The 21,462-nt window shown below is 69.2% G+C and carries 24 protein-coding genes; 20 read left to right on the top strand and 4 right to left on the bottom strand.

Annotated elements, in window-relative coordinates:
- Both A5775_RS11025 and A5775_RS11030 read left to right on the top strand, forming a co-directional pair.
- The coding region (locus A5775_RS11025; protein WP_067251836.1) for a replication-associated recombination protein A at positions 1-1,116 on the top strand (1,116 nt) is incomplete at its 5' end.
- 7 nt (positions 1,117-1,123) lie between these two features.
- Positions 1,124-1,459 carry a hypothetical protein gene (locus A5775_RS11030; protein WP_067251839.1) on the top strand — a complete coding sequence of 112 codons (336 nt, stop codon included), beginning with the start codon at positions 1,124-1,126 and terminating at the stop codon, positions 1,457-1,459.
- 90 nt (positions 1,460-1,549) lie between these two features.
- Here the strand turns inward: A5775_RS11030 and A5775_RS11035 are convergent, their stop codons facing one another.
- Entirely contained in the window at positions 1,550-2,173 is a 624-nt protein-coding gene (locus A5775_RS11035; RefSeq protein ID WP_067251841.1) for a hypothetical protein, read from the bottom strand.
- Positions 2,174-2,325: 152 nt separating this feature from the next.
- On the bottom strand, positions 2,326-2,946 hold the full coding sequence (locus tag A5775_RS11040) for a putative quinol monooxygenase (RefSeq protein ID WP_067251844.1): 621 nt from the start codon (positions 2,944-2,946) through the stop codon (positions 2,326-2,328).
- Positions 2,947-3,109: 163 nt separating this feature from the next.
- Between A5775_RS11040 and A5775_RS11045 the strand changes: the two genes are divergently transcribed.
- From A5775_RS11045 to aroQ, 10 genes are all read left to right on the top strand, one after another.
- On the top strand, positions 3,110-3,499 hold the full coding sequence (locus A5775_RS11045; RefSeq protein WP_197512516.1) for a secondary thiamine-phosphate synthase enzyme YjbQ: 390 nt from the start codon (positions 3,110-3,112) through the stop codon (positions 3,497-3,499).
- An 83-nt stretch (positions 3,500-3,582) separates the two neighbouring features.
- Positions 3,583-6,297: an alanine--tRNA ligase gene (gene alaS, locus A5775_RS11050; protein ID WP_067251848.1), complete on the top strand. Its 2,715-nt coding sequence runs from the start codon at positions 3,583-3,585 to the stop codon at positions 6,295-6,297.
- On the top strand, positions 6,298-6,816 hold the full coding sequence (gene ruvX / locus A5775_RS11055) for a Holliday junction resolvase RuvX (RefSeq protein ID WP_067251850.1): 519 nt from the start codon (positions 6,298-6,300) through the stop codon (positions 6,814-6,816).
- Entirely contained in the window at positions 6,809-8,053 is a 1,245-nt protein-coding gene (gene mltG / locus A5775_RS11060; RefSeq protein ID WP_067251852.1) for an endolytic transglycosylase MltG, read from the top strand. The genes ruvX and mltG overlap by 8 nt, the downstream gene beginning before the upstream one ends.
- The gene (locus A5775_RS11065; protein ID WP_067251854.1) at positions 8,031-8,867 is read left to right on the top strand and encodes a shikimate dehydrogenase; all 837 of its coding nucleotides are present in this window, start codon (positions 8,031-8,033) and stop codon (positions 8,865-8,867) included. Before mltG ends, A5775_RS11065 begins: the two co-directional genes overlap by 23 nt.
- Positions 8,868-8,877: 10 nt before the next feature.
- Positions 8,878-9,330, top strand: coding sequence for an A24 family peptidase (locus tag A5775_RS11070; protein ID WP_067251857.1), 453 nt, complete (start codon positions 8,878-8,880; stop codon positions 9,328-9,330).
- 33 nt (positions 9,331-9,363) lie between these two features.
- Entirely contained in the window at positions 9,364-10,569 is a 1,206-nt protein-coding gene (aroC, locus tag A5775_RS11075) for a chorismate synthase (protein ID WP_067251961.1), read from the top strand.
- Positions 10,569-11,093 (top strand): shikimate kinase, encoded by a 525-nt coding sequence (locus A5775_RS11080; RefSeq protein WP_067251859.1) that lies wholly within the window; start codon positions 10,569-10,571, stop codon positions 11,091-11,093. The genes aroC and A5775_RS11080 overlap by 1 nt, the downstream gene beginning before the upstream one ends.
- Positions 11,090-12,181 (top strand): 3-dehydroquinate synthase, encoded by a 1,092-nt coding sequence (gene aroB / locus A5775_RS11085; protein ID WP_067251861.1) that lies wholly within the window; start codon positions 11,090-11,092, stop codon positions 12,179-12,181. Before A5775_RS11080 ends, aroB begins: the two co-directional genes overlap by 4 nt.
- On the top strand, positions 12,178-12,636 hold the full coding sequence (gene aroQ, locus A5775_RS11090; protein ID WP_067251864.1) for a type II 3-dehydroquinate dehydratase: 459 nt from the start codon (positions 12,178-12,180) through the stop codon (positions 12,634-12,636). The genes aroB and aroQ overlap by 4 nt, the downstream gene beginning before the upstream one ends.
- On the opposite strand, the gene A5775_RS11095 is transcribed toward aroQ, so the two are convergent.
- A complete protein-coding gene (locus A5775_RS11095; RefSeq protein ID WP_067251866.1) occupies positions 12,633-13,340 on the bottom strand; it encodes a B-4DMT family transporter in 708 nt (235 codons plus the stop codon). The genes aroQ and A5775_RS11095 overlap by 4 nt on opposite strands.
- A 33-nt stretch (positions 13,341-13,373) precedes the next feature.
- On the opposite strand from A5775_RS11095, the gene A5775_RS11100 reads away from it, so the two are divergent.
- From A5775_RS11100 to A5775_RS11125, 6 genes are all read left to right on the top strand, one after another.
- Complete coding sequence (locus tag A5775_RS11100; RefSeq protein ID WP_067251868.1) at positions 13,374-14,486, top strand: Xaa-Pro peptidase family protein; 1,113 nt, start codon at positions 13,374-13,376, stop codon at positions 14,484-14,486.
- Between the two features lie 123 nt (positions 14,487-14,609).
- Complete coding sequence (locus A5775_RS11105) at positions 14,610-14,834, top strand: hypothetical protein (RefSeq protein ID WP_067251870.1); 225 nt, start codon at positions 14,610-14,612, stop codon at positions 14,832-14,834.
- Between the two features lie 120 nt (positions 14,835-14,954).
- The gene (gene efp / locus A5775_RS11110) at positions 14,955-15,518 is read left to right on the top strand and encodes an elongation factor P (protein WP_067168271.1); all 564 of its coding nucleotides are present in this window, start codon (positions 14,955-14,957) and stop codon (positions 15,516-15,518) included.
- On the top strand, positions 15,515-16,024 hold the full coding sequence (gene nusB / locus A5775_RS11115) for a transcription antitermination factor NusB (protein WP_067251873.1): 510 nt from the start codon (positions 15,515-15,517) through the stop codon (positions 16,022-16,024). Before efp ends, nusB begins: the two co-directional genes overlap by 4 nt.
- Positions 16,021-16,407, top strand: a complete 387-nt coding sequence (locus A5775_RS11120) for an antitermination protein NusB (protein ID WP_067251876.1) — start codon at positions 16,021-16,023, stop codon at positions 16,405-16,407. The genes nusB and A5775_RS11120 overlap by 4 nt, the downstream gene beginning before the upstream one ends.
- A gap of 95 nt (positions 16,408-16,502) precedes the next feature.
- Entirely contained in the window at positions 16,503-19,364 is a 2,862-nt protein-coding gene (locus tag A5775_RS11125; RefSeq protein WP_067251878.1) for an aminotransferase class I/II-fold pyridoxal phosphate-dependent enzyme, read from the top strand.
- A 43-nt stretch (positions 19,365-19,407) separates the two neighbouring features.
- On the opposite strand, the gene A5775_RS11130 is transcribed toward A5775_RS11125, so the two are convergent.
- Positions 19,408-20,235: a hypothetical protein gene (locus A5775_RS11130; RefSeq protein WP_067251880.1), complete on the bottom strand. Its 828-nt coding sequence runs from the start codon at positions 20,233-20,235 to the stop codon at positions 19,408-19,410.
- A gap of 228 nt (positions 20,236-20,463) precedes the next feature.
- On the opposite strand from A5775_RS11130, the gene A5775_RS11135 reads away from it, so the two are divergent.
- Complete coding sequence (locus tag A5775_RS11135; protein WP_067251882.1) at positions 20,464-21,222, top strand: GntR family transcriptional regulator; 759 nt, start codon at positions 20,464-20,466, stop codon at positions 21,220-21,222.
- Complete coding sequence (locus A5775_RS11140) at positions 21,219-21,449, top strand: ferredoxin family protein (protein ID WP_067251884.1); 231 nt, start codon at positions 21,219-21,221, stop codon at positions 21,447-21,449. The genes A5775_RS11135 and A5775_RS11140 overlap by 4 nt, the downstream gene beginning before the upstream one ends.
- The last annotated feature ends 13 nt before the right edge of the window (positions 21,450-21,462 follow it).

Raw genomic sequence — 21,462 nt, forward strand, 5'->3', positions numbered from 1 at the left:
CTGGCCGCGCTGATCTCGCAGGCGACCGGCCGCCGGTTCGAGGCGCTCTCGGCGTTGTCGGCCGGGGTCAAAGAGGTTCGGGCGGTGATAGAAAAGGCGCGAACCGCGCTCCTTCATGGTGAGCAGACGGTGCTGTTCATCGACGAGGTGCACCGTTTCTCCAAGACCCAGCAGGACGCGCTGCTGTCGGCGGTGGAGAACCGGGTGGTGCTGCTGGTGGCGGCAACCACGGAGAACCCGTCCTTTTCGGTGGTGGCGCCGCTGCTGTCCCGCTCGCTGATCCTGCAGTTGCGGCCGTTGAGCGCCGACGACATCCGCGCCGTGGTGCAGCGCGCGATCGACGACCCGCGCGGCCTGGGCGGACAGGTCGCGGTCGCGCCCGAGGCCATCGACCTGCTGGTGCGCTTGGCCGCTGGTGACGCCCGGCGTGCACTGACGGCGCTGGAGGTCGCTGCCGAGGCGGTGCCCGCCGACGGTGAGTTGACGGTCACCGCCGTCGAGCAGTCCCTGGACGAAGCCGCCGTGCGCTACGACCGCGACGGTGACCAGCACTACGACGTCATCAGCGCCTTCATCAAGTCGGTGCGCGGCTCGGACGTCGACGCCGCGCTGCACTACCTGGCCCGCATGCTCGTCGCGGGGGAGGATCCGCGGTTCGTCGCGCGCCGGCTGATGATCCTGGCCAGCGAGGACATCGGCATGGCCGACCCGACCGCGCTGCAGGCGGCGGTGGCGGCGGCGCAGACGGTCGCGCTGATCGGCATGCCCGAGGCGCAGCTCACCTTGGCGCACTGCACGATTCACCTGGCCACCGCGCCGAAGTCGAACGCGGTCACCACCGCGCTGGGCGCGGCGATGGCCGACATCAGGGCCGGTAAGGCCGGGCTGGTGCCGCCCCATCTGCGCGACGGCCACTATTCGGGCGCGCAGGCCCTGGGCCATGCGCAGGGCTACAAGTACTCCCACGACAACCCGGACGGCGTTGTCGCACAACAATATCCGCCCGACGAGCTGGTGGGCGTCGACTATTACCGGCCGACCGGCCGCGGCGGCGAACGGGAGATGGCCGGCCGGCTGGAGCGGCTGCGCGCGATCATCCGTAGGAAACGGAGGTGAAAAAGGGATGAAAACCTTCACCGACGAAGAGATGGGCCAATTGTTGCCCGCCGCCAAGCCCTATAGCGTCGTCATCCTCAAGCGCGGCCCGAGGTTTGGTGATGAGTCGTCAGCGGAGATCATCTGGGAGCACGGCCGGCGCAACTTCGGGCTGCGTGACGACGGCGTGCTCGCGGTGGTGCTGCCCGTCACCGACGAGTCCGACGTCTGCGGCGTCGGCGTGTTCGCCGCGTCCGTCGACGAAGCCGCCGCCATCATGGCCGACGACCCCGGGGTGGCGGCCGGGGTCTTCACCTACCAGGTACACGCCTGCCGCGGATTCCCCGGCGACGCGCTGCCCTGACCCGGGCCTGGCCGTCCGAGTGCGCGGCGGGCCGCGCACTCGGTGCCAACGCTGCGGCTGGCCGCGCACTGGGCGCGTCTGGGCAGGCGCTCAGACCAGCTCGGGCACCCGCAGGTGGGCGATCGCCAGCTCGAACTCGGCGACGTCGATCACCTCGGCGCCCAGCTCGCGAACGCGCCTGCTGCGCAGCTCGGTGGCGCGGTCGCGGTTGCGGGCCATCGCGTCCATCGAGTCGAACGTCGAGCAGGTCACCGCCCGGCGGCAGGTGGGGTGGTCGACCAGCAGGCTGGCGCTGCAGAACCCGTCGAGGTTCTCCAGTTCCGGCAGCACCGAGGACCGGTAGAAGTCCAGCGACCTGCTCAGCTGATCCGGCACCACTTTGAGCCAGGTGGCGCGCACGCACGCGCCCTGGCGGGAGGGGTGGTCGCGATGCAGCATCGCGATGTCCCATTCCTCCATCCGCGCGCTGCCGTCGAACATCAGCGCGGCCCGGTCACGGATGGGCGCGACCCGCTCGACGCTGCCGCGCATCGCCTCGATGGTCTCCCACGAACTGGTGGCGATGCAGGTGCCGGACTGCCGGTCAACCAACAGCGACAACCCCAACCACCCGTCGATCTCCTTGAGGGCGGGCATGACGACATCGCGAACGTGCGCAATTCCGATGTCGACCGACAGGGGTTGCGCCTGGATGGTGGTGGAGCGTGCGTACACGGTCGACCCCTTCTATGTCGGGGCGGCACCCCGGTGGCGCCACCGGTCCCACCAGTTACCTTCCTCCTGCCGGTAACTCGCCGCAATGCTTTCGGGGCGCCGATCGGTGACCGGCCGAATGCCTGGTTCGGCCGGTCTACCGCCCATCTCGATCAGACCAGCTCGGGCACTCGGAGGTGCGCTAGCGCCAACTCGAACTCGCATTCATCGAGTTCCTCGGCGCGCGCCTCTTGCATCGAGGAGTTCTTCAGTGCGGTTGCCTGCTCCCGGTTCCGCTCCATCGCGTCGATGCTGTCGAACGTCGCGGAGGACACACCACGCCCGGAGGCGCGGTCAATCAGAAGGCTGGCACTGCAGAACCCGTCGAGGCCCTCGAACTGGGGCAGGACGGACGACTTGTAGTACTCGATGCCTTGATCCATCGTTTCCGGCGGCACGTTGACCCACGTCGCACGTACGCCCGCACCGTCGGGCGCGCGGTGGTCGCGATGCAGCACCGCGATTTCCCACTGCTCGACGTTCGCCGTGCCCCCGAACATCTCCGCCGCCCGATCACGGATTCCCGTCACGGCTTCACCGCTGGCGCGCATGGACTCGTCGCTCTCCCAGGCGCTGGTGGCGATGCACCGGCCAGAGCGACGGTCGACCAAAAGGGAAACTCCGATGCACCCCGGCATACCTTGTAGCGCGGGCATGACCTCGTCGCGAACATGGGCAATTCCGGCGTCGATGGACGAGGGTTGCGCCTGAATTGTGGTAGAGCGTGCGTACACGATCCACCCCCTCTTTGTCGGGGCAGCGCCCCGGTGGCGCCACCGGTCATGAACTACCTTCCTCCTGCCTGTTGCGCGCCGCAATGCTCAACTGTGGCCGCGCTCACAAACGATTGGCTGGTCGTGAGGCCCGCGCCGTAGGCTGGTTCGGATGCATACCGATGTGCTGGACGTGGACACCTCACGCCGCCGCATCGTCGATCTCACCGAGGCGGTGCGCGGGTTTTGCTGGTCGCGCGGGGACGGCCTGTGCAACGTGTTCGTCCCGCACGCCACGGCGGGGGTGGCCGTCATCGAGACGGGCGCCGGCTCCGATGACGACCTGGTCGACACGCTGGAGCGGCTACTGCCGCGCGACGACCGTTACCGGCATGCGCACGGCTCCGAGGGGCACGGCGCCGACCATGTGATGCCGGCGCTCGTCGCGCCGTCGGTGACGGTTCCGGTCTCGGGCGGGGAGCCGATGCTGGGCACCTGGCAAAGCATCGTCCTGGTCGACCTGAACCGCGACAACCCGCAACGCTCGGTCCGACTGAGCTTTCTCGAGGGTTAGTGGCCCGGTGGCCCACTGCGCCAGCGAATACGCTGGAATAGACGTTCACGCATACAAGCAATAGGAAGAAGCGGACTCCGACAGTGCAGACACACGAGATCAGGAAAAGGTTTCTTGATCATTTCGTGAAAGCGGGCCACACCGAGGTGCCGAGCGCATCGGTGGTCCTCGACGACCCCAACCTGCTGTTCGTCAACGCCGGCATGGTCCAGTTCGTGCCCTACTTCCTGGGCGCACGCACACCGGAGTACTCGACCGCCACCAGCATCCAGAAGTGCATCCGCACCCCCGATATCGACGAGGTCGGGATCACCACCCGGCACAACACGTTCTTCCAGATGGCCGGCAACTTCTCGTTCGGCGACTACTTCAAGCGCCGCGCCATCGAACTGGCGTGGACCCTGCTGACCAACGGTGTCGAGCAGGGCGGCTACGGCCTGGATCCCGAACGGATCTGGGCGACGGTCTATTTCGACGACGACGAGGCCGTGCAGCTGTGGCAGGAAATCGCCGGGTTGCCGCAAGAGCGCATCCAGCGCCGCGGCATGGCCGACAACTATTGGTCGATGGGCATTCCCGGGCCGTGCGGCCCGTCCTCGGAGATCTACTACGACCGGGGACCGGAGTTCGGGGTCGAGGGCGGCCCGGTGGTCAACGAGGACCGCTACATCGAGATCTGGAACCTCGTGTTCATGCAGAACGAGCGCGGCGAGGGAACCGGCAAGGAAGACTTCGAGATCCTCGGGCCGTTGCCCCGCAAGAACATTGACACCGGCATGGGTGTGGAGCGGGTCGCGTTCATCCTGCAGGGCGTGCACAACGTCTACGAGACCGACCTGCTGCGCCCGGCCATCGACACCGTGGCCGCCCGCGCGCCGCGCGGCTATGACGTGGGCAACCACGACGACGACGTGCGCTACCGGGTCATCGCCGATCACAGCCGCACCGCGGCCATCCTGATCGGCGACGGCGTCACGCCCGGCAACGACGGCCGCGGATACGTGTTGCGCCGGCTGCTGCGCCGGGTGATCCGCTCGGCCAAGCTGCTCGACATCGACGGCCCCCTCGTCGGCGACCTGATGGCCACCGTGCGCGACGCGATGGGCCCGTCGTACCCCGAACTGGTCGCCGACTTCGACCGGATCAGGCGCATCGCCGTCGCCGAGGAGACCGCGTTCAACCGCACGCTGGCGGCGGGGTCGAAATTGTTCGACGAGGTCGCCGGCACCACCAAAGCCGCGGGCGCGAAACCGATTTCGGGTTCGGATGCCTTTACCTTGCACGACACCTACGGGTTCCCGATCGAGCTCACGCTGGAGATGGCGTCGGAGGCCGGCCTGCGCGTGGACGAGGTCGGCTTCCGGGAGTTGATGGCCGAGCAGCGTCGCCGCGCCAAGGCCGACGCCGCCGCCCGCAAACACGCGCACGCCGACCTGACCGCGTACCGCGAGTTGGTCGACGCCGGGCCCACCGAATTCACCGGCTTCGACGAACTGACTTCCGAGGCAAAGATTTTGGGTATCTTCGTCGACGGCAAGCGGGTGCCGGTGGTCACGCACGGGCCGGCCGGCGGGGGCGGCGAAGGGCAGCGCGTCGAACTCGTGCTGGACCGCACCCCGCTCTACGCCGAGGCCGGTGGGCAGATCGCCGACGAGGGCACCATCAGCGGGACGGGAGCCGGCGGGAGCGCCCGCGCGGCGGTCACCGACGTGCAGAAGATCGCCAAAACCCTGTGGGTGCACCGGGTCAACGTCGAGTCCGGGGAATTCGTGGAGGGCGACACCGTCGTCGCGGCGGTCGACCCTGGCTGGCGCCGGGGCGCCACCCAGGGACATTCGGGCACCCACATGGTGCACGCGGCGCTGCGACAAGTGCTGGGGCCCAACGCCGTTCAGGCCGGGTCGCTGAACCGCCCGGGCTACCTGCGGTTCGACTTCAACTGGCAGGGCGCGCTCTCCGACGAGCAGCGCACTCAGGTCGAAGAGGTGACCAACCAGGCCGTGCAGGCCGACTTCGAGGTGCACACGTTCACCGAGCAACTCGAAAAGGCCAAGGCGATGGGGGCCATCGCGATGTTCGGCGAACGCTATCCCGACGAGGTGCGGGTGGTGGAGATCGGCGGCCCCTTTTCGCTGGAGCTGTGCGGCGGGACTCACGTGCACAACTCCGCGCAGATCGGTCCGGTGACAATCCTGGGCGAATCCTCGGTCGGCTCGGGGGTGCGCCGGGTGGAGGCCTACGTCGGGCTGGAGTCGTTCCGCCACCTGGCCAAGGAACGCGCGCTGATGGCCGGGCTGGCGTCGTCGCTGAAGGTGCCCTCCGACGAGGTGCCCGCCCGGGTGGCCAACCTGGTGGAGCGGCTCAAGGCGGCGGAGAAGGAACTCGAGCGCGCCCGGCTCGCCGGCGCGAAGGCCGCCGCCACCAACGCCGCGGCCGATGCGGAGCGCATCGGTAACGTCCGGGTGGTGGCGCAACGCATGTCCGGCGGGATGACGGCGGGCGATCTGCGCTCCCTGGTCGGCGACATCCGCGGCAAGCTGGGCAACGACCCCGCGGTGGTCGCGCTGATCGCCGACGGCGAGGGCGGATCGGTGCCCTACGCGGTGGCGGCCAACCAGGCCGCCCAGGATCTGGGGATCCGCGCCAACGACCTGCTCAAGCAGCTCGCCGCGGCGGTCGACGGCCGTGGCGGCGGCAAGGCGGACCTGGCGCAGGGCTCCGGCAAGGACGCGGCCGGCATCGATGCCGCCCTCGACGCGGTCCGCTCCGAGATCGCCGCGATAGCGCGGGTCGGTTGAGTGGTCTCCGCACAGCACCGCGCCCCCGACCGGCCCGGCGATCCTGACCAGGATCCCGGGCGGGGCCGTCGGCTCGGTGTCGACGTGGGCACCGTCCGCATCGGTGTGGCCTGCAGCGACCCCGACGCCATCCTGGCCACCCCGGTCGAGACCGTGCGCCGCGACCGCTCCGGCAAACACCTGCGGCGGCTGGCCGCGCTGGCCGCCGAATTCGAGGCCGTAGAGGTGGTTGTCGGGCTGCCGCGCACGCTGGCCGACCGCACCGGCCCCTCGGCGATCGACGCGATCGAGCTGGCGGAGCAGCTGGCCCGGCGGATCGCTCCCACCCCCGTGCGGCTGGCCGACGAGCGGCTGACGACGGTGGCCGCGCAGCGATCGCTGCGCGCGGCCGGTGTGCGGGCCAGGCAGCAGCGCGCGGTGATCGATCAGGCGGCTGCGGTGGCGATCCTGCAGAGCTGGCTGGACCAACGCCGCGCGACCCTGACCGGGCCAGGGGCGGGGGAGCGCAGCGATGGTTGAGAGCGCACGGCGGGAACGAGCCGAACCCGAGGCCGTGGGCCCGCCCCGGCGCCGGTCGAGCCGCATGTCCCGGAATCGGGCCGACCGGGGCCGGCGCCGGCGGCGCGTCGCCTTCCGCAGCGCGCTGGCGCTGGTGGCCGTGATCGTGGTGGTGGGTGTTTTCGCGGGCGGCAAGCTGTGGCACGTCGTGTTCGGGCCCGGTGACGACTACACCGGAAACGGCAAGCGCGACATCGTGATTCAGATCAAGGACGGTGACTCGACCACCATGGTCGGGGAGACGCTGCAGAACGAGCAGGTGATCAAGACCGTCCGAGCATTCGTCAACGCCGCGCACGGCAACAGCAAGATCTCCTCGATCCAGCCCGGCTTCTACCGCATGCGCACCGAAATCCCGGCGGCCAACGCCGTCGCGCGGTTGGCCGACCCGAACAGCCGGGTGGGTCGACTGGTCATCCCGGAGGGCCGCCAGCTCGACGACACCACCGACATGAAGACCAACGTGGTGAATCCCGGCATCTTCACCCTGATCTCGCGGGCCACCTGTGTGGATTTCGACGGCGACCAGCGTTGCGTCTCCGCGCAGGACCTGCGCGCGGCCGCCACCAACAGCAGCACCACGGCCCTGGCGGTGCCGCCGTGGGCCGTCGAGCCGGTCACCGAGCTCGGCAAGGACCACCGCCGCATCGAGGGGCTGATCGCGCCGGGGACCTTCAACGTCGATCCGTCCGCGCCGCCCGAGACCATCCTGTCGAACCTGATCAGCGCCGGCGCGGTGGAGTACATGAAGTCCGGGCTGGTCGACACCGCCCAGGCGATGGGCCTGTCGCCCTACGACATCCTGGTGGTGGCCTCGCTGGTGCAGCAGGAGTCCAAGACGCAGGACTTCGCGAAGGTGGCGCGGGTCATCTACAACCGCCTGCACGCGCACCACACGCTGGAGTTCGACTCGACCGTCAACTACCCGCTGGACCGCCGGGAGGTGGCCACCACCGACGGCGACCGCGCCCAGAAGACGCCGTGGAACACCTACGTGTCGCAGGGCTTGCCGGCCACCGCGATCTGTTCGCCCGGCGTCGACGCCCTGAACGCCGCCGAGCGTCCCGAACCCGGTGACTGGCTGTATTTCGTCACCATCGACGGCCAGGGGACGACGCTGTTCACCAAGGACTATCAGCAGCATCTGGCCAACATCGAGCTGGCTAAGCACAACGGTGTCCTCGACTCCGCCCGCTGAGAGCGCGCCCAGAAAAGCGGCGGTGCTCGGCAAGCCCATCGCCCATTCGAAATCCCCCCAATTGCACCTGGCCGCCTACCGCGCGTTGGGCCTGACCGGCTGGACCTACGAGCGCATCGAATGCGATGCCGAACAGCTGCCCGGCGTGGTCGCCGGGCTCGGCCCCGAATGGGTCGGGGTGTCGGTGACCATGCCGGGCAAGTTCGCCGCTCTGCGGTTCGCCGACGAGCGGACCGACCGCGCGCAGCGGGTGGGGTCGGCCAACACCCTGGTGCGCACCCCGACGGGGTGGCGGGCCGACAACACCGACATCGACGGGGTCGCGGGCGCGCTCGGGGCGACCGTGAGCGCCTCGGGATGGGCGCTGGTCTGTGGATCGGGCGGCACCGCGCCGGCGGCCGTGGCCGGCCTGGCGGAGCTGGGCGTCCGCGGCATCACCGTGGTGGCCCGCAATCCCGACAAGGCGGCCCGGTTGGTGGATCTGGGCAGCGGGATGGGAGTGACGACGCGGTTCTGCGACCTCGACGGCGACGGGCTGGCCGACGAGGTGGCGGGCGCCGACGTGCTGGTCAGCACCATTCCGGCCGAGGTGGCCGCCCGCTACGCCGGCACCTTGTCCGGCATCGGTGTGCTGCTTGACGCCGTCTACGACCCGTGGCCGACGCCGCTGGCCGCCGCGGTGACCGCCGCGGGCGGCCGGGTGATCAGCGGGGTGCAGATGCTGCTGCATCAGGCCTTCGCCCAGGTGGAACAGTTCACCGGGCTGGCCGCGCCGCGCGACGCGATGACTTGCGCGCTGCAGGCATCGGATTAGCCTGCCGCGCATGCGGATTGCGGCGGCGTGTCTGGTGCTGGTCTGGTTGGCGGCGTTGAGTTGTTACGACATCCGCGAACGACGCCTGCCCAACGCGCTGACCCTGACCGGGGCCGCGACGATCCTGGCGGTGGCCGCGCTGGCCGGGCGCGGGCCGTCGGCGCTGGCCGGAGCGGCGGCGTTGACCGCGATCTATCTCGCGGTCCACTCGGTGGCGCCGGGCGGGATGGGCGCCGGTGACGTCAAGCTGGCCGTCGGCCTGGGCGCGCTGACCGGCTGCGGCGGTGTCGGCGCGTGGTTCGTCGCGGCGTTGGGTGCGCCGCTGTTGACCGCGCTGGTCGGGGTGGCCGCCCGGCTTCGCGACGGTGCCTACGGCACGTCCGCGGTGCCGCACGGGCCGTCGATGTGTGTGGCCAGCGCCGTCGCAATCGGCCTGGTTCTCGACGGCGACGCGCGGATTTAAGCCCACCCGGGCGCACGTGGGAAGATGGGACGCGTGTTGCGTTGGATCACCGCCGGGGAGTCGCATGGCCGTGCGCTGGTGGCCCTGCTCGAAGGCATGGTCGCCGGCGTGGAGGTCACCTCCCTCGACATTTCGGAACAGCTGGCCCGCCGCCGGCTCGGATACGGCCGCGGGGCCCGCATGGCGTTCGAGCGGGACGCGGTGAGCGTGCTATCCGGCGTGCGTCACGGTGTCACCCTGGGCGGGCCCATCGCCGTCGAGATCGGCAATACCGAATGGCCGAAGTGGGAAACCGTGATGGCCGCCGACCCGGTCGACCCGGAGGAACTGGCGGACAGCGCACGCAATGCCCCGCTGACCCGGCCGCGGCCCGGCCACGCCGACTACGCGGGCATGCTCAAGTACGGTTTCGACGACGCCCGGCCGGTGCTGGAACGGGCCAGCGCCCGCGAGACCGCGGCCCGCGTCGCCGCGGCGACCATCGCCCGGTCGTTCCTGCGTCAGGCGCTGGGCGTCGAGGTGCTTTCGCACGTGATCGCGATCGGCCCGTCGGCGCCCTACGACGGGCCGCCTCCTGGTCCCGCAGACCTGGCCGCGATCGACGCCAGCCCGGTCCGCGCGTACGACGAGGCGGCGGAGAAGGCGATGATCGCCGAGATCGAGGCGGCCAAGAAGGACGGCGACACCCTCGGCGGTGTGGTCGAGGTGGTGGTCTCCGGCCTGCCCGTCGGGCTGGGCTCGTTCACCAGCGGCGACAACCGGCTCGACAGCCAGCTCGCCGCGGCCGTCATGGGCATCCAGGCGATCAAGGGCGTCGAGATCGGCGATGGTTTCGAGACGGCGCGCCGCCGGGGCAGCCGCGCCCACGACGAGATGTACCCCGGCCCCGATGGCGTGGTCCGCTCGACCAACCGCGCGGGCGGGCTGGAGGGCGGCATGACCAACGGCCAGCCGCTGCGGGTGCGCGCCGCGATGAAGCCGATTTCCACCGTGCCGCGGGCGCTGGCCACCGTCGACATGGCGACCGGCGACGAAGCCGTCGCGATCCACCAGCGCTCGGACGTGTGCGCGGTGCCCGCCGCCGGCGTGGTGGTAGAGGCCATGGTCGCGCTGGTGCTGGCCCGCGCGGCGCTGCAGAAATTCGGCGGCGATTCCCTGACCGAAACCCGCCGCAACGCCGAGGCTTACCAGCGGGCGGTCGCCGAGCGGGAGTCGCCGGCCGCCCGGGGCACCGCGTGATGGCGCCCAAAGCGGTACTGATCGGGTTGCCGGGGTCGGGCAAATCCACCATCGGGCGGCGGCTGGCCAAGGCGCTCGACGTCGCCTTCGTCGACACCGATGCGGCGATCGAGCAGCGGACCGGGCGCCGTATCGACGAAATCTTCGCCGTCGACGGCGAGCGGGAATTCCGCCGCATCGAGGAAGACGTGGTGCGCTCGGCGCTGGCCGACCACGACGGCGTGTTGTCGCTGGGCGGCGGCGCCGTCACCAGCCCCGGGGTGCGCGAGGCGCTCGCCGGACACACCGTCGTCTACTTGGAGATCAGCGCCACCGAAGGCGTCCGCCGCACCGGCGGCAACACGGTTCGCCCGCTGCTGGCCGGGCCCGACCGCGCCGACAAATACCGCGCGCTGATGGCCGAACGCAGTCCGCTGTACCGGCGGGCGGCGACCATCCGCGTCGACACCAACCGGCGCAATCCCGGCGCGGTGGTCCGCTACATCGTCTCGCGGCTGCAGGCCCCGGCGGGGGCCGCCACGTGACCCCTCCCAACGACCCGGTCACGATCGAGGTGGCCGTCGACCCGCCGTACCCGGTGATCATCGGCACCGGCCTGCTCGGCGAGCTCGACGGGCTCCTTTCCGGCCGGCACAGGGTGGCAATCGTGCATCAACCAGTGTTGGCGCAGACCGCCGTGGTGATCCGAAGCCGGTTGGCGGACAAGGGTATTGACGCGCACCGCATCGAGATCCCGGACGCCGAAGACGGCAAGGACCTTCCGGTCGTGGGCTTTTTATGGGAAGTGTTGGGCCGCATCGGAATTGGACGCAAAGACGCATTGGTCAGCCTCGGCGGCGGCGCGGCTACCGACGTCGCCGGTTTCGCGGCGGCCACCTGGCTGCGCGGCGTCGACATCGTGCACGTGCCCACGACGCTGCTGGGCATGGTCGACGCAGCCGTCGGCGGCAAGACGGGCATCAACACCGACGCCGGAAAAAACCTGGTCGGGTCGTTCCATCAGCCGCGCGCCGTCCTGGTCGACCTCGCGACGCTGCACACGTTGCCGCCCAACGAACTCGTCGCCGGGATGGCCGAAATCGTCAAGGCCGGCTTCATCGCCGATCCGGTGATCCTCGACCTCATCGAGGCCGACCCGCAGGCCGCGGTGGACCCGTCGGGTGAGGTGCTCGCGGAGCTGATCCGCCGCGCGATCGCCGTCAAGGCCGAGGTCGTCGCCGCCGACGAGAAGGAGTCGGAGCTGCGCGAAATCCTCAACTACGGGCACACATTGGGGCATGCCATCGAACGCCGTGAGCGCTACGAGTGGCGCCACGGCGCCGCGGTGTCGGTGGGTCTGGTCTTCGCCGCCGAGCTGGCCCGTCTTGCCGGGCGGCTCGACGACGCCACGGCGCAACGCCACCGCACCATCTTGTCCGCGCTCGGCCTGCCGGTCAGCTACGACGCCGACGCGCTGCCGCAGTTGCTGGAATACATGGCGGGAGACAAGAAATCGCGCGCCGGTGTGCTGCGGTTCGTGGTCCTCGACGGGCTGGCCAAGCCGGGCCGGCTGGCCGGGCCCGACCCGTCGCTGTTGGCGGCGGCGTACGCCGTACTCGCGGAGGTGTCATGAGCACGACGGTGAACGTCAACGTGCAGGTGATCAATGGCCCCAACTTGGGCCGGCTGGGCCGGCGCGAGCCCGACCTGTACGGCGACACGACGCATGAGCAGCTGGCGGAACTGATCGAGCGGGAAGCCGCCTCGCTCGGCCTCAAAGCCGTTGTGCGGCAAAGCGACAACGAGTCCCAGCTACTGGACTGGATCCACGCGGCCGCCGACGCGAAGGAACCGGTGATCCTCAACGCCGGCGGGCTCACCCACACCTCGGTGGCGCTGCGCGACGCGTGCGCGGAATTGAGCGCGCCGCTGATCGAGGTGCACATCTCGAATGTGCATGCCCGCGAAGAGTTTCGGCGGCACTCTTACCTCAGCCCCGTCGCGACCGGGGTGATCGTGGGCTTGGGGGTGCAGGGCTACCTGCTCGCCCTGCGGTACCTGGCCGCGGCGCCAAACGCTGCCGGCTAGTCCTTTTTCGGCGCCGCGCCCGGCTCGCGAGCTGTCGGAATGCCCTCCGTCTTCGGGTCGTCCTCGGTCTTGGCGATCGTCTCGGTGGGGGATTCCTCGGTGGGCATCGTCTCGGTGGGCGCCTCGCGCTCGGCCGTGGCGACCGCCGCGGTCCGCTCCTCGGCCTGGGCCGCCGGGATTTCACCGGTCGGAGTGTCATCGCCGCGGACGGCGGTGAACACGTCGGTGTCACTGTCGCGCTCCTGCTTTGCGCCCAGGCCGTGGTGTTTCTCCGGCGTCTTCTCGAACTGCCGGTCCACCCGCCAGCGGCCGATGGTGACGCCGATGATGCCGGGCAGGAAGACGCACAGCGCGGTGAAGGCCGCGAATGTCGTCAACTCGTTGATCAGCCCCCCGGTGTACAGGCCGGTGTACACCAGCGCGATCAGCCAGGAGACGGCGCCGCTGAGCACGCCCGCGACCAGGCCGGCCAGCAGCCAGGTCATCGCCAGATCGCCGCGGCGATCCGGATCGCGGTTGGCGGTCGCGTCGGCCCGGCCGTCGAGAACCCCCCACACGGCCACCCCGATGATGAACAGAATCAGCAGCACCACGCTGAACACAGCAGCCTGCGTCTGCCACGCGTTGATCAGCGCGCCTTGGAACAATCGAACGACGACCATGGCCGCGGCGTACACCAATCCGCGCAGCATCCAGTTACTCATGGCCCAAAAGCGTAGCGAGTACCGTCAAGACCCGTGACACATTCACAGCGTCGAGACAGGCTCAGAGCGCAGCTCGCGACTAGCGGATTGGATGCGCTGCTGGTCACGGACCTGGTCAACGTCCGTTACCTCTCCGGATTCACCGGGTCCAACGGCGCGTTGCTGGTGTTCGCCGACAACGATCGGAGCCCGGTGCTGGCGACCGACGGCCGGTATCGGACCCAGGCCGCCGAGCAGGCGCCGGACCTCGAAGTCGCCATCGAACGCGCGCTGGGGCGCTATCTGGCCGGCCAGGCCGCCGAGGCGGGCGCGGGCAAGCTGGGTTTCGAAAGCAACGTGGTCACCGTCGACGGATTCGACGCCCTGACCAGTGAGCTGGACGGCCGCAAGGCGCCCACCGAGTTGGTGAAGGCCGCCGGAACCGTCGAGGCGTTGCGCGAGGTCAAGGACGCCGGCGAGGTCGCCCTGCTGCGGCTGGCCTGCGAGGCGGCCGACGCCGCGCTCACCGACCTGGTGGCGCGTGGCGGCCTGCGGCCCGGGCGCACCGAACGCGAGGTCAGCCGGGAGCTGGAGGCCCTGATGCTCGACCACGGCGCCGACGCGATCTCGTTCGAGACCATCGTGGCCGCGGGGCCGAACTCGGCGATCCCGCATCATCGCCCCACCGACGCGGCGCTGGCCGCCGGCGACTTCGTCAAGATCGACTTCGGTGCGCTGGTCGGCGGTTACCACTCCGACATGACGCGCACGTTCGTGCTGGGCAAGGCCGCCGACTGGCAGCTGGAGATCTACCAACTGGTCGCCGACGCGCAGCGGGCCGGCCGGGAGGCGTTACGCGCCGGCGCCGACCTGCGCGGGGTGGACACCGCGGCCCGCCAAATGATCGCGGACGCCGGCTACGGCGAGCAGTTCGGCCACAGTTTGGGCCATGGCGTGGGTCTGGAAATCCATGAGGCGCCGGGCATCGGCGCCACGTCCACCGGCACCTTGCTGGCGGAATCCGTGGTGACCGTGGAGCCCGGCGTCTACCTGCCCGGCCGCGGCGGTGTCCGCATCGAGGACACCTTGGTGGTGCCGGAGGAGGCCCGCGCGCAGGCCCCGGAACTGCTGACCAAATTCCCCAAGGAGCTGGCCGTTCTTTCGTAGCCCGTGAGGGTGCCGACCCGCTGCGCCTGGCGCAGGCGCCACGCTTGCGATCGGCCTGGCCCTGATGGTGCCGGCCGCCCGCGAGCCGGTTCGGGGGTTGTGCCCGCGAGTACAGTCGGGTGCGTGAACGGGGTGGCACGGGGGTTGGCGCGGCTCCGGGATTTCCGGTGGGACCTGTACGCGCAACCCCTGCGGGAGACGCGGCTGGAAATGCGCATCGTCTATTTCGCCGTGCACATGCCGTTCGCCGGCGGGGTTTCGCTGCGGGTCCCGCTGTTGACGATGATCAAGCCGTTGCCCTCGTCCGAGGAACCGGCCCACGCCGACGGCCAGCGGGCCCACCGCTAGCGGCGTTGCCTCCGTCGGCCACCGGCCCGCGGGCCCCGGCCGCCATGCACTCTAAACTGGCCGACAAGTCACAGACAGTTCCGCAGACGACTGTCCATCCTCGAGGAGACATACCGAACCGTGGCAAGCACTGCCGATTTCAAGAATGGACTGGTGCTGGTGATCGACGGCCAGCTGTGGCAGATCGTCGAGTTCCAGCACGTCAAACCCGGCAAGGGCCCGGCGTTCGTGCGGACCAAGCTGAAGAACGTGCTCTCGGGCAAGGTCGTCGACAAGACGTACAACGCCGGGGTCAAGGTGGAGACCGCGACCGTGGACCGGCGCGACAGCACATACCTGTACCGCGACGGCTCGGACTTCGTGTTCATGGACAGCCAGGACTACGAACAGCACCCGCTGCCGGAGTCGCTGGTCGGCGACGCCGCCCGGTTCCTGCTCGAGGGGCTGCCGGTGCAGGTGGCCTTCCACGACGGGGCGCCGCTGTACCTCGAGCTGCCGGTGTCGGTCGAGATGGAGGTCACCCACACCGAGCCCGGCCTGCAGGGCGACCGGTCGAGCGCCGGCACCAAACCCGCCACCGTGGAAACCGGGGCGGAGATTCAGGTGCCGCTGTTCATCAACACCGGGGACAAGCTGAAGGTGGACACTCGCGACGGCAGCTACCTGGGACGTGTCAACGCGTGAGCCGGCCCGTTAAAGGGCGACATCAGGCTCGCAAGCGTGCCGTCGACCTGTTGTTCGAAGCCGAGGCGCGCGGATTGAGCCCCGCGGAGGTTGTCGACGTCCGCACCGGGTTGGCCGAAACAAACCCGGAAATCGCGCCCCTGCAGCCGTATACGGCCGCGGTGGCCCGGGGCGTGGGCGAACACGCCGCGCACATCGACGACCTGATCAGCTCCCATCTGCAGGGCTGGACGCTGGACCGGCTGCCCGCCGTGGACCGCGCCATCCTGCGGGTCGCGGTGTGGGAGCTGCTGTACGCCGACGACGTGCCGGAACCGGTCGCCGTCGACGAGGCTGTCCAGCTGGCCAAGGAGCTGTCCACCGACGACTCGCCGGGCTTCGTCAACGGGGTGCTCGGCCACGTCATGCTGGTGACCCCGCAGATCAGGGCGGCCGCGGCGGCCGTCCGGGGCGCGGTGGGTTCTGACGCCGCCGGCACAGCGGAGGACCACGGACCCCAACCATGACCCGGCTGGAGCTGCGCCTGGTCGTTGCGGTAGTGCTGGCCGCGACGGTGGTGGTGGGTGCGGTGGTGTGCGCCGCCTACGGGTGGACCATCGTCGCCTCGGTGCTCGCGATTTACGCACTGGGGGTGGGCGCCTGGCTCTCTCACTGCGTCGAACGGGTGGTCGTCGCCCGCCGCATCGGCACGGTGCGTTCGGCGGCCCGGCCACTGCAGCCGCTGCTGCCGGTGATCGCGGCGATCATGGGCCTGACGCAGGGCGTGGTGCGGGCGCTGGGCGATGTCACCGACCTGCCCGCCCGCCGCCGGGAGCTGCCGGTGCTGCGGTGGGCCGACAGCCGGGGTGGACGGCATGTGGTGGAAAGTGACGACGAGGCGGATCGTTGATCAAGCTGGGGTGAAACGACCACGGGCGGGGCGCGGCGGGTTGACAATACGAACTGGACTGCAGCGGCGGCGATCCGAGAAGAACAGGTGAGGTCATGATTCGATACAGCACCCAGCCGCGACGACTTCGAGTCTCCGCGCTGGCCGCGGTGGCCAACCCGTCCTACGCCCGTGTCGACACCTGGAACCTGCTCGACGACGCGTGCCGCCACCTCGCCGAGGTGGATCTCGCCGGACTGGACAAGACCCACGATGTGGCCCGGGTGAAGCGCCTGATGGACCGCATCGCCGCCTACGAGCGCTACTGGCTGTATCCGGGCGCGGCGACCCTGGCGGTCTTCCGCGCGCACCTGGAGAGCCTGTCCACGGTGCGGCTCACCGAAGAGGTCTCCCTGGCCGTGCGGCTGCTCAGCGAATATGGTGACCGCGCAGGGCTTTTCGACACCTCAGCGCCGCTGGATGACCAGGAACTGGTCGCGCAGGCCAAACAACAGCATTTCTACACCGTGCTGCTCGCCGACGACGCCCCGAGCACCGCGCCGGACAGCCTGGTCGAATGCCTACGGGCGCTGCGTTGTCCGTCCGACGACGTGCAGTTCGAGATCCTGGTGGTCCCCAGCGTCGAAGACGCCATCACCGCGGTCGCGCTCAATGGAGAGATTCAGGCGGCGATAATCCGCGACGACTTGTCGCTGCGCTCCCGCGACCGGTTGCCGCTGATGAACACGTTGCTGGGGCCGAACGAGGACGCGGCCGACGTCATTCCCGATCGCGCCAACGACTGGGTGGAGTGCGGCGAGTGGATCAGGGAGCTGCGGCCCCATATCGACCTGTATCTGCTCACCGACGAGTCGATCGCTGCGGGCGACGACAGCGAACCCGACGTCTACGACCGGACGTTCTACCGGCTCAACGACGTCACCGACCTGCACAGCACCGTACTCGCCGGGCTGCGAAACCGTTATGCCACACCATTTTTCGACGCCCTGCGCGCATACGCGGCGGCGCCGGTCGGCCAGTTCCACGCGCTGCCCGTCGCGCGCGGCGCCAGCATCTTCAACTCCAGGTCGCTGCAGGACATGGGGGAGTTCTACGGCCGCAACATCTTCATGGCCGAAACGTCCACCACCTCCGGCGGCCTGGACTCGCTGCTGGACCCACACGGCAACATCAAGAAGGCGATGGACAAGGCGGCCAAAACGTGGAACGCCGACCACACCTACTTCGTCACCAACGGAACCTCGACCGCCAACAAGATCGTCGTGCAGTCGCTGACCCGCCCCGGCGACATCGTGCTAATCGACCGCAACTGCCACAAGTCGCACCACTACGGGCTGGTGCTGGCCGGGGCCTACCCGCTGTACCTGGACGCCTATCCGCTGCCGCAGTTCGCGATCTATGGGGCGGTGTCGCTGCGCACCATCAAGCAGACGCTGCTGGATTTGGAAGCGGCCGGACAGCTGCACCGCGTGCGCATGCTGTTGCTGACCAACTGCACCTTCGACGGCGTCGTCTACAACCCGCTGCAGGTCATGCAGGAGGTGCTGGCGATCAAGCCGGACATCTGTTTCCTGTGGGACGAGGCGTGGTACGCCTTCGCCACGGCGGTGCCGTGGGCCCGGCAGCGGACCGCGATGGTGTCCGCCGAGCGCCTCGAGCACATGCTGGTGTCGCCGGAATACGTTGATCAGTACCGGAAGTGGGCCGCGTCGATGGAGGGGGTCGACCGCTCGGAGTGGATCGAGCGTGAGCTGATGCCCGATCCGGCCAGCGCGCGGGTCCGCGTCTACGCGACGCACTCCACGCACAAATCGCTGTCGGCGCTGCGGCAGGCGTCGATGATCCACGTCCGGGACCAGGATTTCAACGCGCTCACCCGCGATTCATTCGCCGAGGCGTTCCTGACCCACACCTCGACGTCGCCGAACCAGCAACTGCTGGCGTCGCTGGACCTGGCGCGCCGGCAGGTCGACATCGAAGGCTTCCAAATGGTCCGGCAGGTCTACGACATGGCGCTGGTGTTCCGCCACCGGGTCCGCAAAGACCGGCTGATCAGCAAGTGGTTCCGCATTCTCGACGAATCCGACCTGGTGCCTGAGGAATTCCGGGAGTCGTCGGTCAGTTCGTACCGCGAGGTCAGGCAGGGCGCGCTGGCCGAGTGGAACGAGGCGTGGCGCTCCGACCAGTTCGTGCTGGACGCGACGCGGGTGACGTTGTTCGTCGGTGCGACGGGGATGAACGGTTACGACTTCCGCGAAAAGATCCTGATGGAGCGGTTCGGCATCCAGATCAACAAGACGTCGATCAACAGCGTGTTGTTGATCTTCACGATCGGCGTCACCTGGTCGAGCGTTCACTATCTGCTCGACGTATTACGCAGGGTGGCAATCGATTTCGACCGGACCGAAAAGGCGGCGAGCGTCGCGGACCGGGCGCTGCAAGAACGCCATGTCGAAGAGATCACCGAGGATCTGCCGCACCTGCCCGACTTCAGCGAGTTCGACGTCGCCTTCCGGCCCGTCGACGAATGCAACTTCGGCGACATGCGGTCGGCTTTCTACGCCGGATACGAAGAGTCCGATCGCGAGCACGTGCTGATCGGCATGGCCGGGCGACGGCTGGCCGAGGGCAAGACGCTGGTGTCGACGACGTTCGTGGTGCCCTATCCGCCGGGCTTCCCGGTGCTGGTGCCCGGCCAGGTGGTCTCCAAGGAGATCGTCTACTTCCTCGCCCAGCTCGACGTCAAAGAAATCCACGGGTACAACCCGGATTTGGGGTTGTCGGTCTTCACCGAGACGGCGCTGGCGCGGATGGAAGCGCAACGCAACGCCGCGACGGCCGCGGTGGGATCGGTGACCACGGCGTTCGAGCTGCCCGCGGACCCCTCCGGCATGAACGGGGCGCGCAACGGCGCCAACGACGCCCACGCGGTGCCGTCGGTTGCCGACAACACCTGAGCGGGGCTCCTGAATCGGAGAGGACCCCCGACTTCCGAACCGGTCATGTAGCGCCCTGATCTGGTTGCTCGACACCGGTGCCCGATTGAGCTTCTGCCGCATCGGCTTTGGGTTGGCCGGGATGGCGACCGGGACGCTGTGGAATGACGACGAGCAATACCGCGATAAGCACCGCGAGCACCGCCGAAGCGAGCGGGCGGCTCCACGCCAAACCGCCGTCGGCGACCGGCTTGTCGATGAAGTCGCCGACGGTGGCGCCCAGCGGCCTGGTGAGGATGAACGCAATCCAGAACAGGGTGACGCGGGAGATGGTGGTCCAGTAGTACAGGGCAGCGACCACTATCAAGGCGGCCGCGAACACCAGCGCGCCGCGTTCGTAACCGAAATCGCGGGTATCGGCCAGCCAATCGCCGAGCGCGGTGCCCAGCGTCTGCGAGAAAGTGATCGTCGCCCAGTAGAAGGCCTCCACCTTCGGAGTCGAGACGGTGGTGACCGACACGCTGCCGTGCGTCGCGCGCCAGAGTCCCAAGGTAGCCAGCAGACAAGCCAAAAGCAGCAGCGATCCGCCCGTGTAGCCGATTCCCAGCGATCGGTCAGCGAAATCGGCCAGCACGGTGCCGAACGTCGTCGACGCCACGATCGTCGCCCAGTACAGGGGCGCATGGAATCGGTTGACGAAGATCTGCGCGGCAACCAGCACCACCAGCGCGACGCCGAAGATCCCGACCCCGGCCGCATAGCCCCAATTCAGCGTCATCGTGACGGTGTCGCCGCCCGTCTCGCCCAGCGTCGTGGCCAAGACCTTGATGACCCAGAAGCCCAAGGTGACCGCCGGCACCTTGGTCAACGCGTATCTCGAAACGTCAGTCATGACGGCATCTTCCGTTGTCGATGGTGTGCACGCCCACGGTAGCGCGCGTCGGGTTCCGCTCACCAAGATCACAAGGCGAGCGGATCGCCGCAGGTGGCGCAATGCCGCGACGGTCCGCGGTTTTCGCTGGTCGGGCCCGAACGTCGCCCGGCGCAATAGGCCCGCCCGCTGCCGGCGGTCCTCGTCGCCGGCCCGGAAAGGGGCCCTGAGCTGCGTTAGCGTGACGGCGTGGCGCAACCAGTACCCGTCGGGGATGTCCAGGGCTCGCGGGCCAACCGCGCGCGCCGGGTCGCCGACGTGTTGCGCCAGCAGATCCACGCCGGCACCTACCCGGACGGCCTGCCGGCCGAGCTGGAGCTGGCCGCCGAATTCTCGGTATCCCGCAACACCGTTCGCGAAGCGCTGGCCGTCCTCAAGCATGAAGGGCTGATCGACCGCGCGCCCAAGGTCGGCACCCATGTCGCGCAGCGCAAGTACGCCCACGGGCTCGACGCGCTACTGGGCCTGAAGGAGACGTTCAAGGACCTCGGCGACGTGCGCAACGAGGTCCGGGCGGCGATGGCGGTCACCGCGCCGCCGTCGGTGGCCCGCCGGTTGCGACTGAGGCCGGGGGAGCAGGCGGTGTTCGTCGAACGGCTGCGCTACCTCGGTGACCTCCCGCTCAGCCTGGACCTCACCTACCTTGCCCCCGACATCGGCAGGCAGGTGCTGAACCATCCGCTGGACGCCGAAGACCTGTTCGCGCTCATCGAGCAGGTGAGCGGGCAGCGGCTGGGCTCGGCGGCGCTGGCGCTCGAGGCCATCCCCGCCGACGCGCATTCGGCGGCCACGCTGCAGGTGCCCGACGGCGCGGCGCTGCTGATGCTGGAGCGCCTCACCAGCCTCGCCGACGGCACACCCGTCGACCTCGAGTACATCCGGATGCGTGGAGACCGAATCACCATGCGCGGCAACCTTATTAGAGCCGACACAAGGAGCAACCCATGACGCTGATCAACAACATGCGCGCGGACGTACCGGTGACGATCGACGAGTCGCTGTGTATCGACGGCTGCACGCTGTGCGTGGAGGTCTGCCCGCTCGACGCGCTGGCCATCAACCCCGACACCGGCAAGGCCTTCATGCATGTCGACGAGTGCTGGTATTGCGGACCCTGCGCGGCCCGCTGTCCCACCGGCGCCGTCACCGTCAACATGCCCTATCTCCTTCGCTGAAAAGCGTTTATCC

It is taken from the genome of Mycobacterium sp. 852002-10029_SCH5224772 (genome assembly GCF_001667315.1).
In the GTDB taxonomy this organism is placed as follows: domain Bacteria; phylum Actinomycetota; class Actinomycetes; order Mycobacteriales; family Mycobacteriaceae; genus Mycobacterium.

Coding starts and splice junctions, on each gene's coding strand:
- A5775_RS11120 (WP_067251876.1), top strand. CDS start 16,021: ATGACCCGGCTGGAGCTGCGCCTGGTCGTTGCGGTAGTGCTGGCCGCG.
- A5775_RS11095 (WP_067251866.1), bottom strand. CDS start 13,340: ATGAGTAACTGGATGCTGCGCGGATTGGTGTACGCCGCGGCCATGGTC.
- mltG (WP_067251852.1), top strand. CDS start 6,809: ATGGTTGAGAGCGCACGGCGGGAACGAGCCGAACCCGAGGCCGTGGGC.
- A5775_RS11070 (WP_067251857.1), top strand. CDS start 8,878: ATGCGGATTGCGGCGGCGTGTCTGGTGCTGGTCTGGTTGGCGGCGTTG.
- A5775_RS11130 (WP_067251880.1), bottom strand. CDS start 20,235: ATGACTGACGTTTCGAGATACGCGTTGACCAAGGTGCCGGCGGTCACC.
- A5775_RS11080 (WP_067251859.1), top strand. CDS start 10,569: ATGGCGCCCAAAGCGGTACTGATCGGGTTGCCGGGGTCGGGCAAATCC.
- A5775_RS11030 (WP_067251839.1), top strand. CDS start 1,124: ATGAAAACCTTCACCGACGAAGAGATGGGCCAATTGTTGCCCGCCGCC.
- A5775_RS11125 (WP_067251878.1), top strand. CDS start 16,503: ATGATTCGATACAGCACCCAGCCGCGACGACTTCGAGTCTCCGCGCTG.
- A5775_RS11140 (WP_067251884.1), top strand. CDS start 21,219: ATGACGCTGATCAACAACATGCGCGCGGACGTACCGGTGACGATCGAC.
- aroQ (WP_067251864.1), top strand. CDS start 12,178: ATGAGCACGACGGTGAACGTCAACGTGCAGGTGATCAATGGCCCCAAC.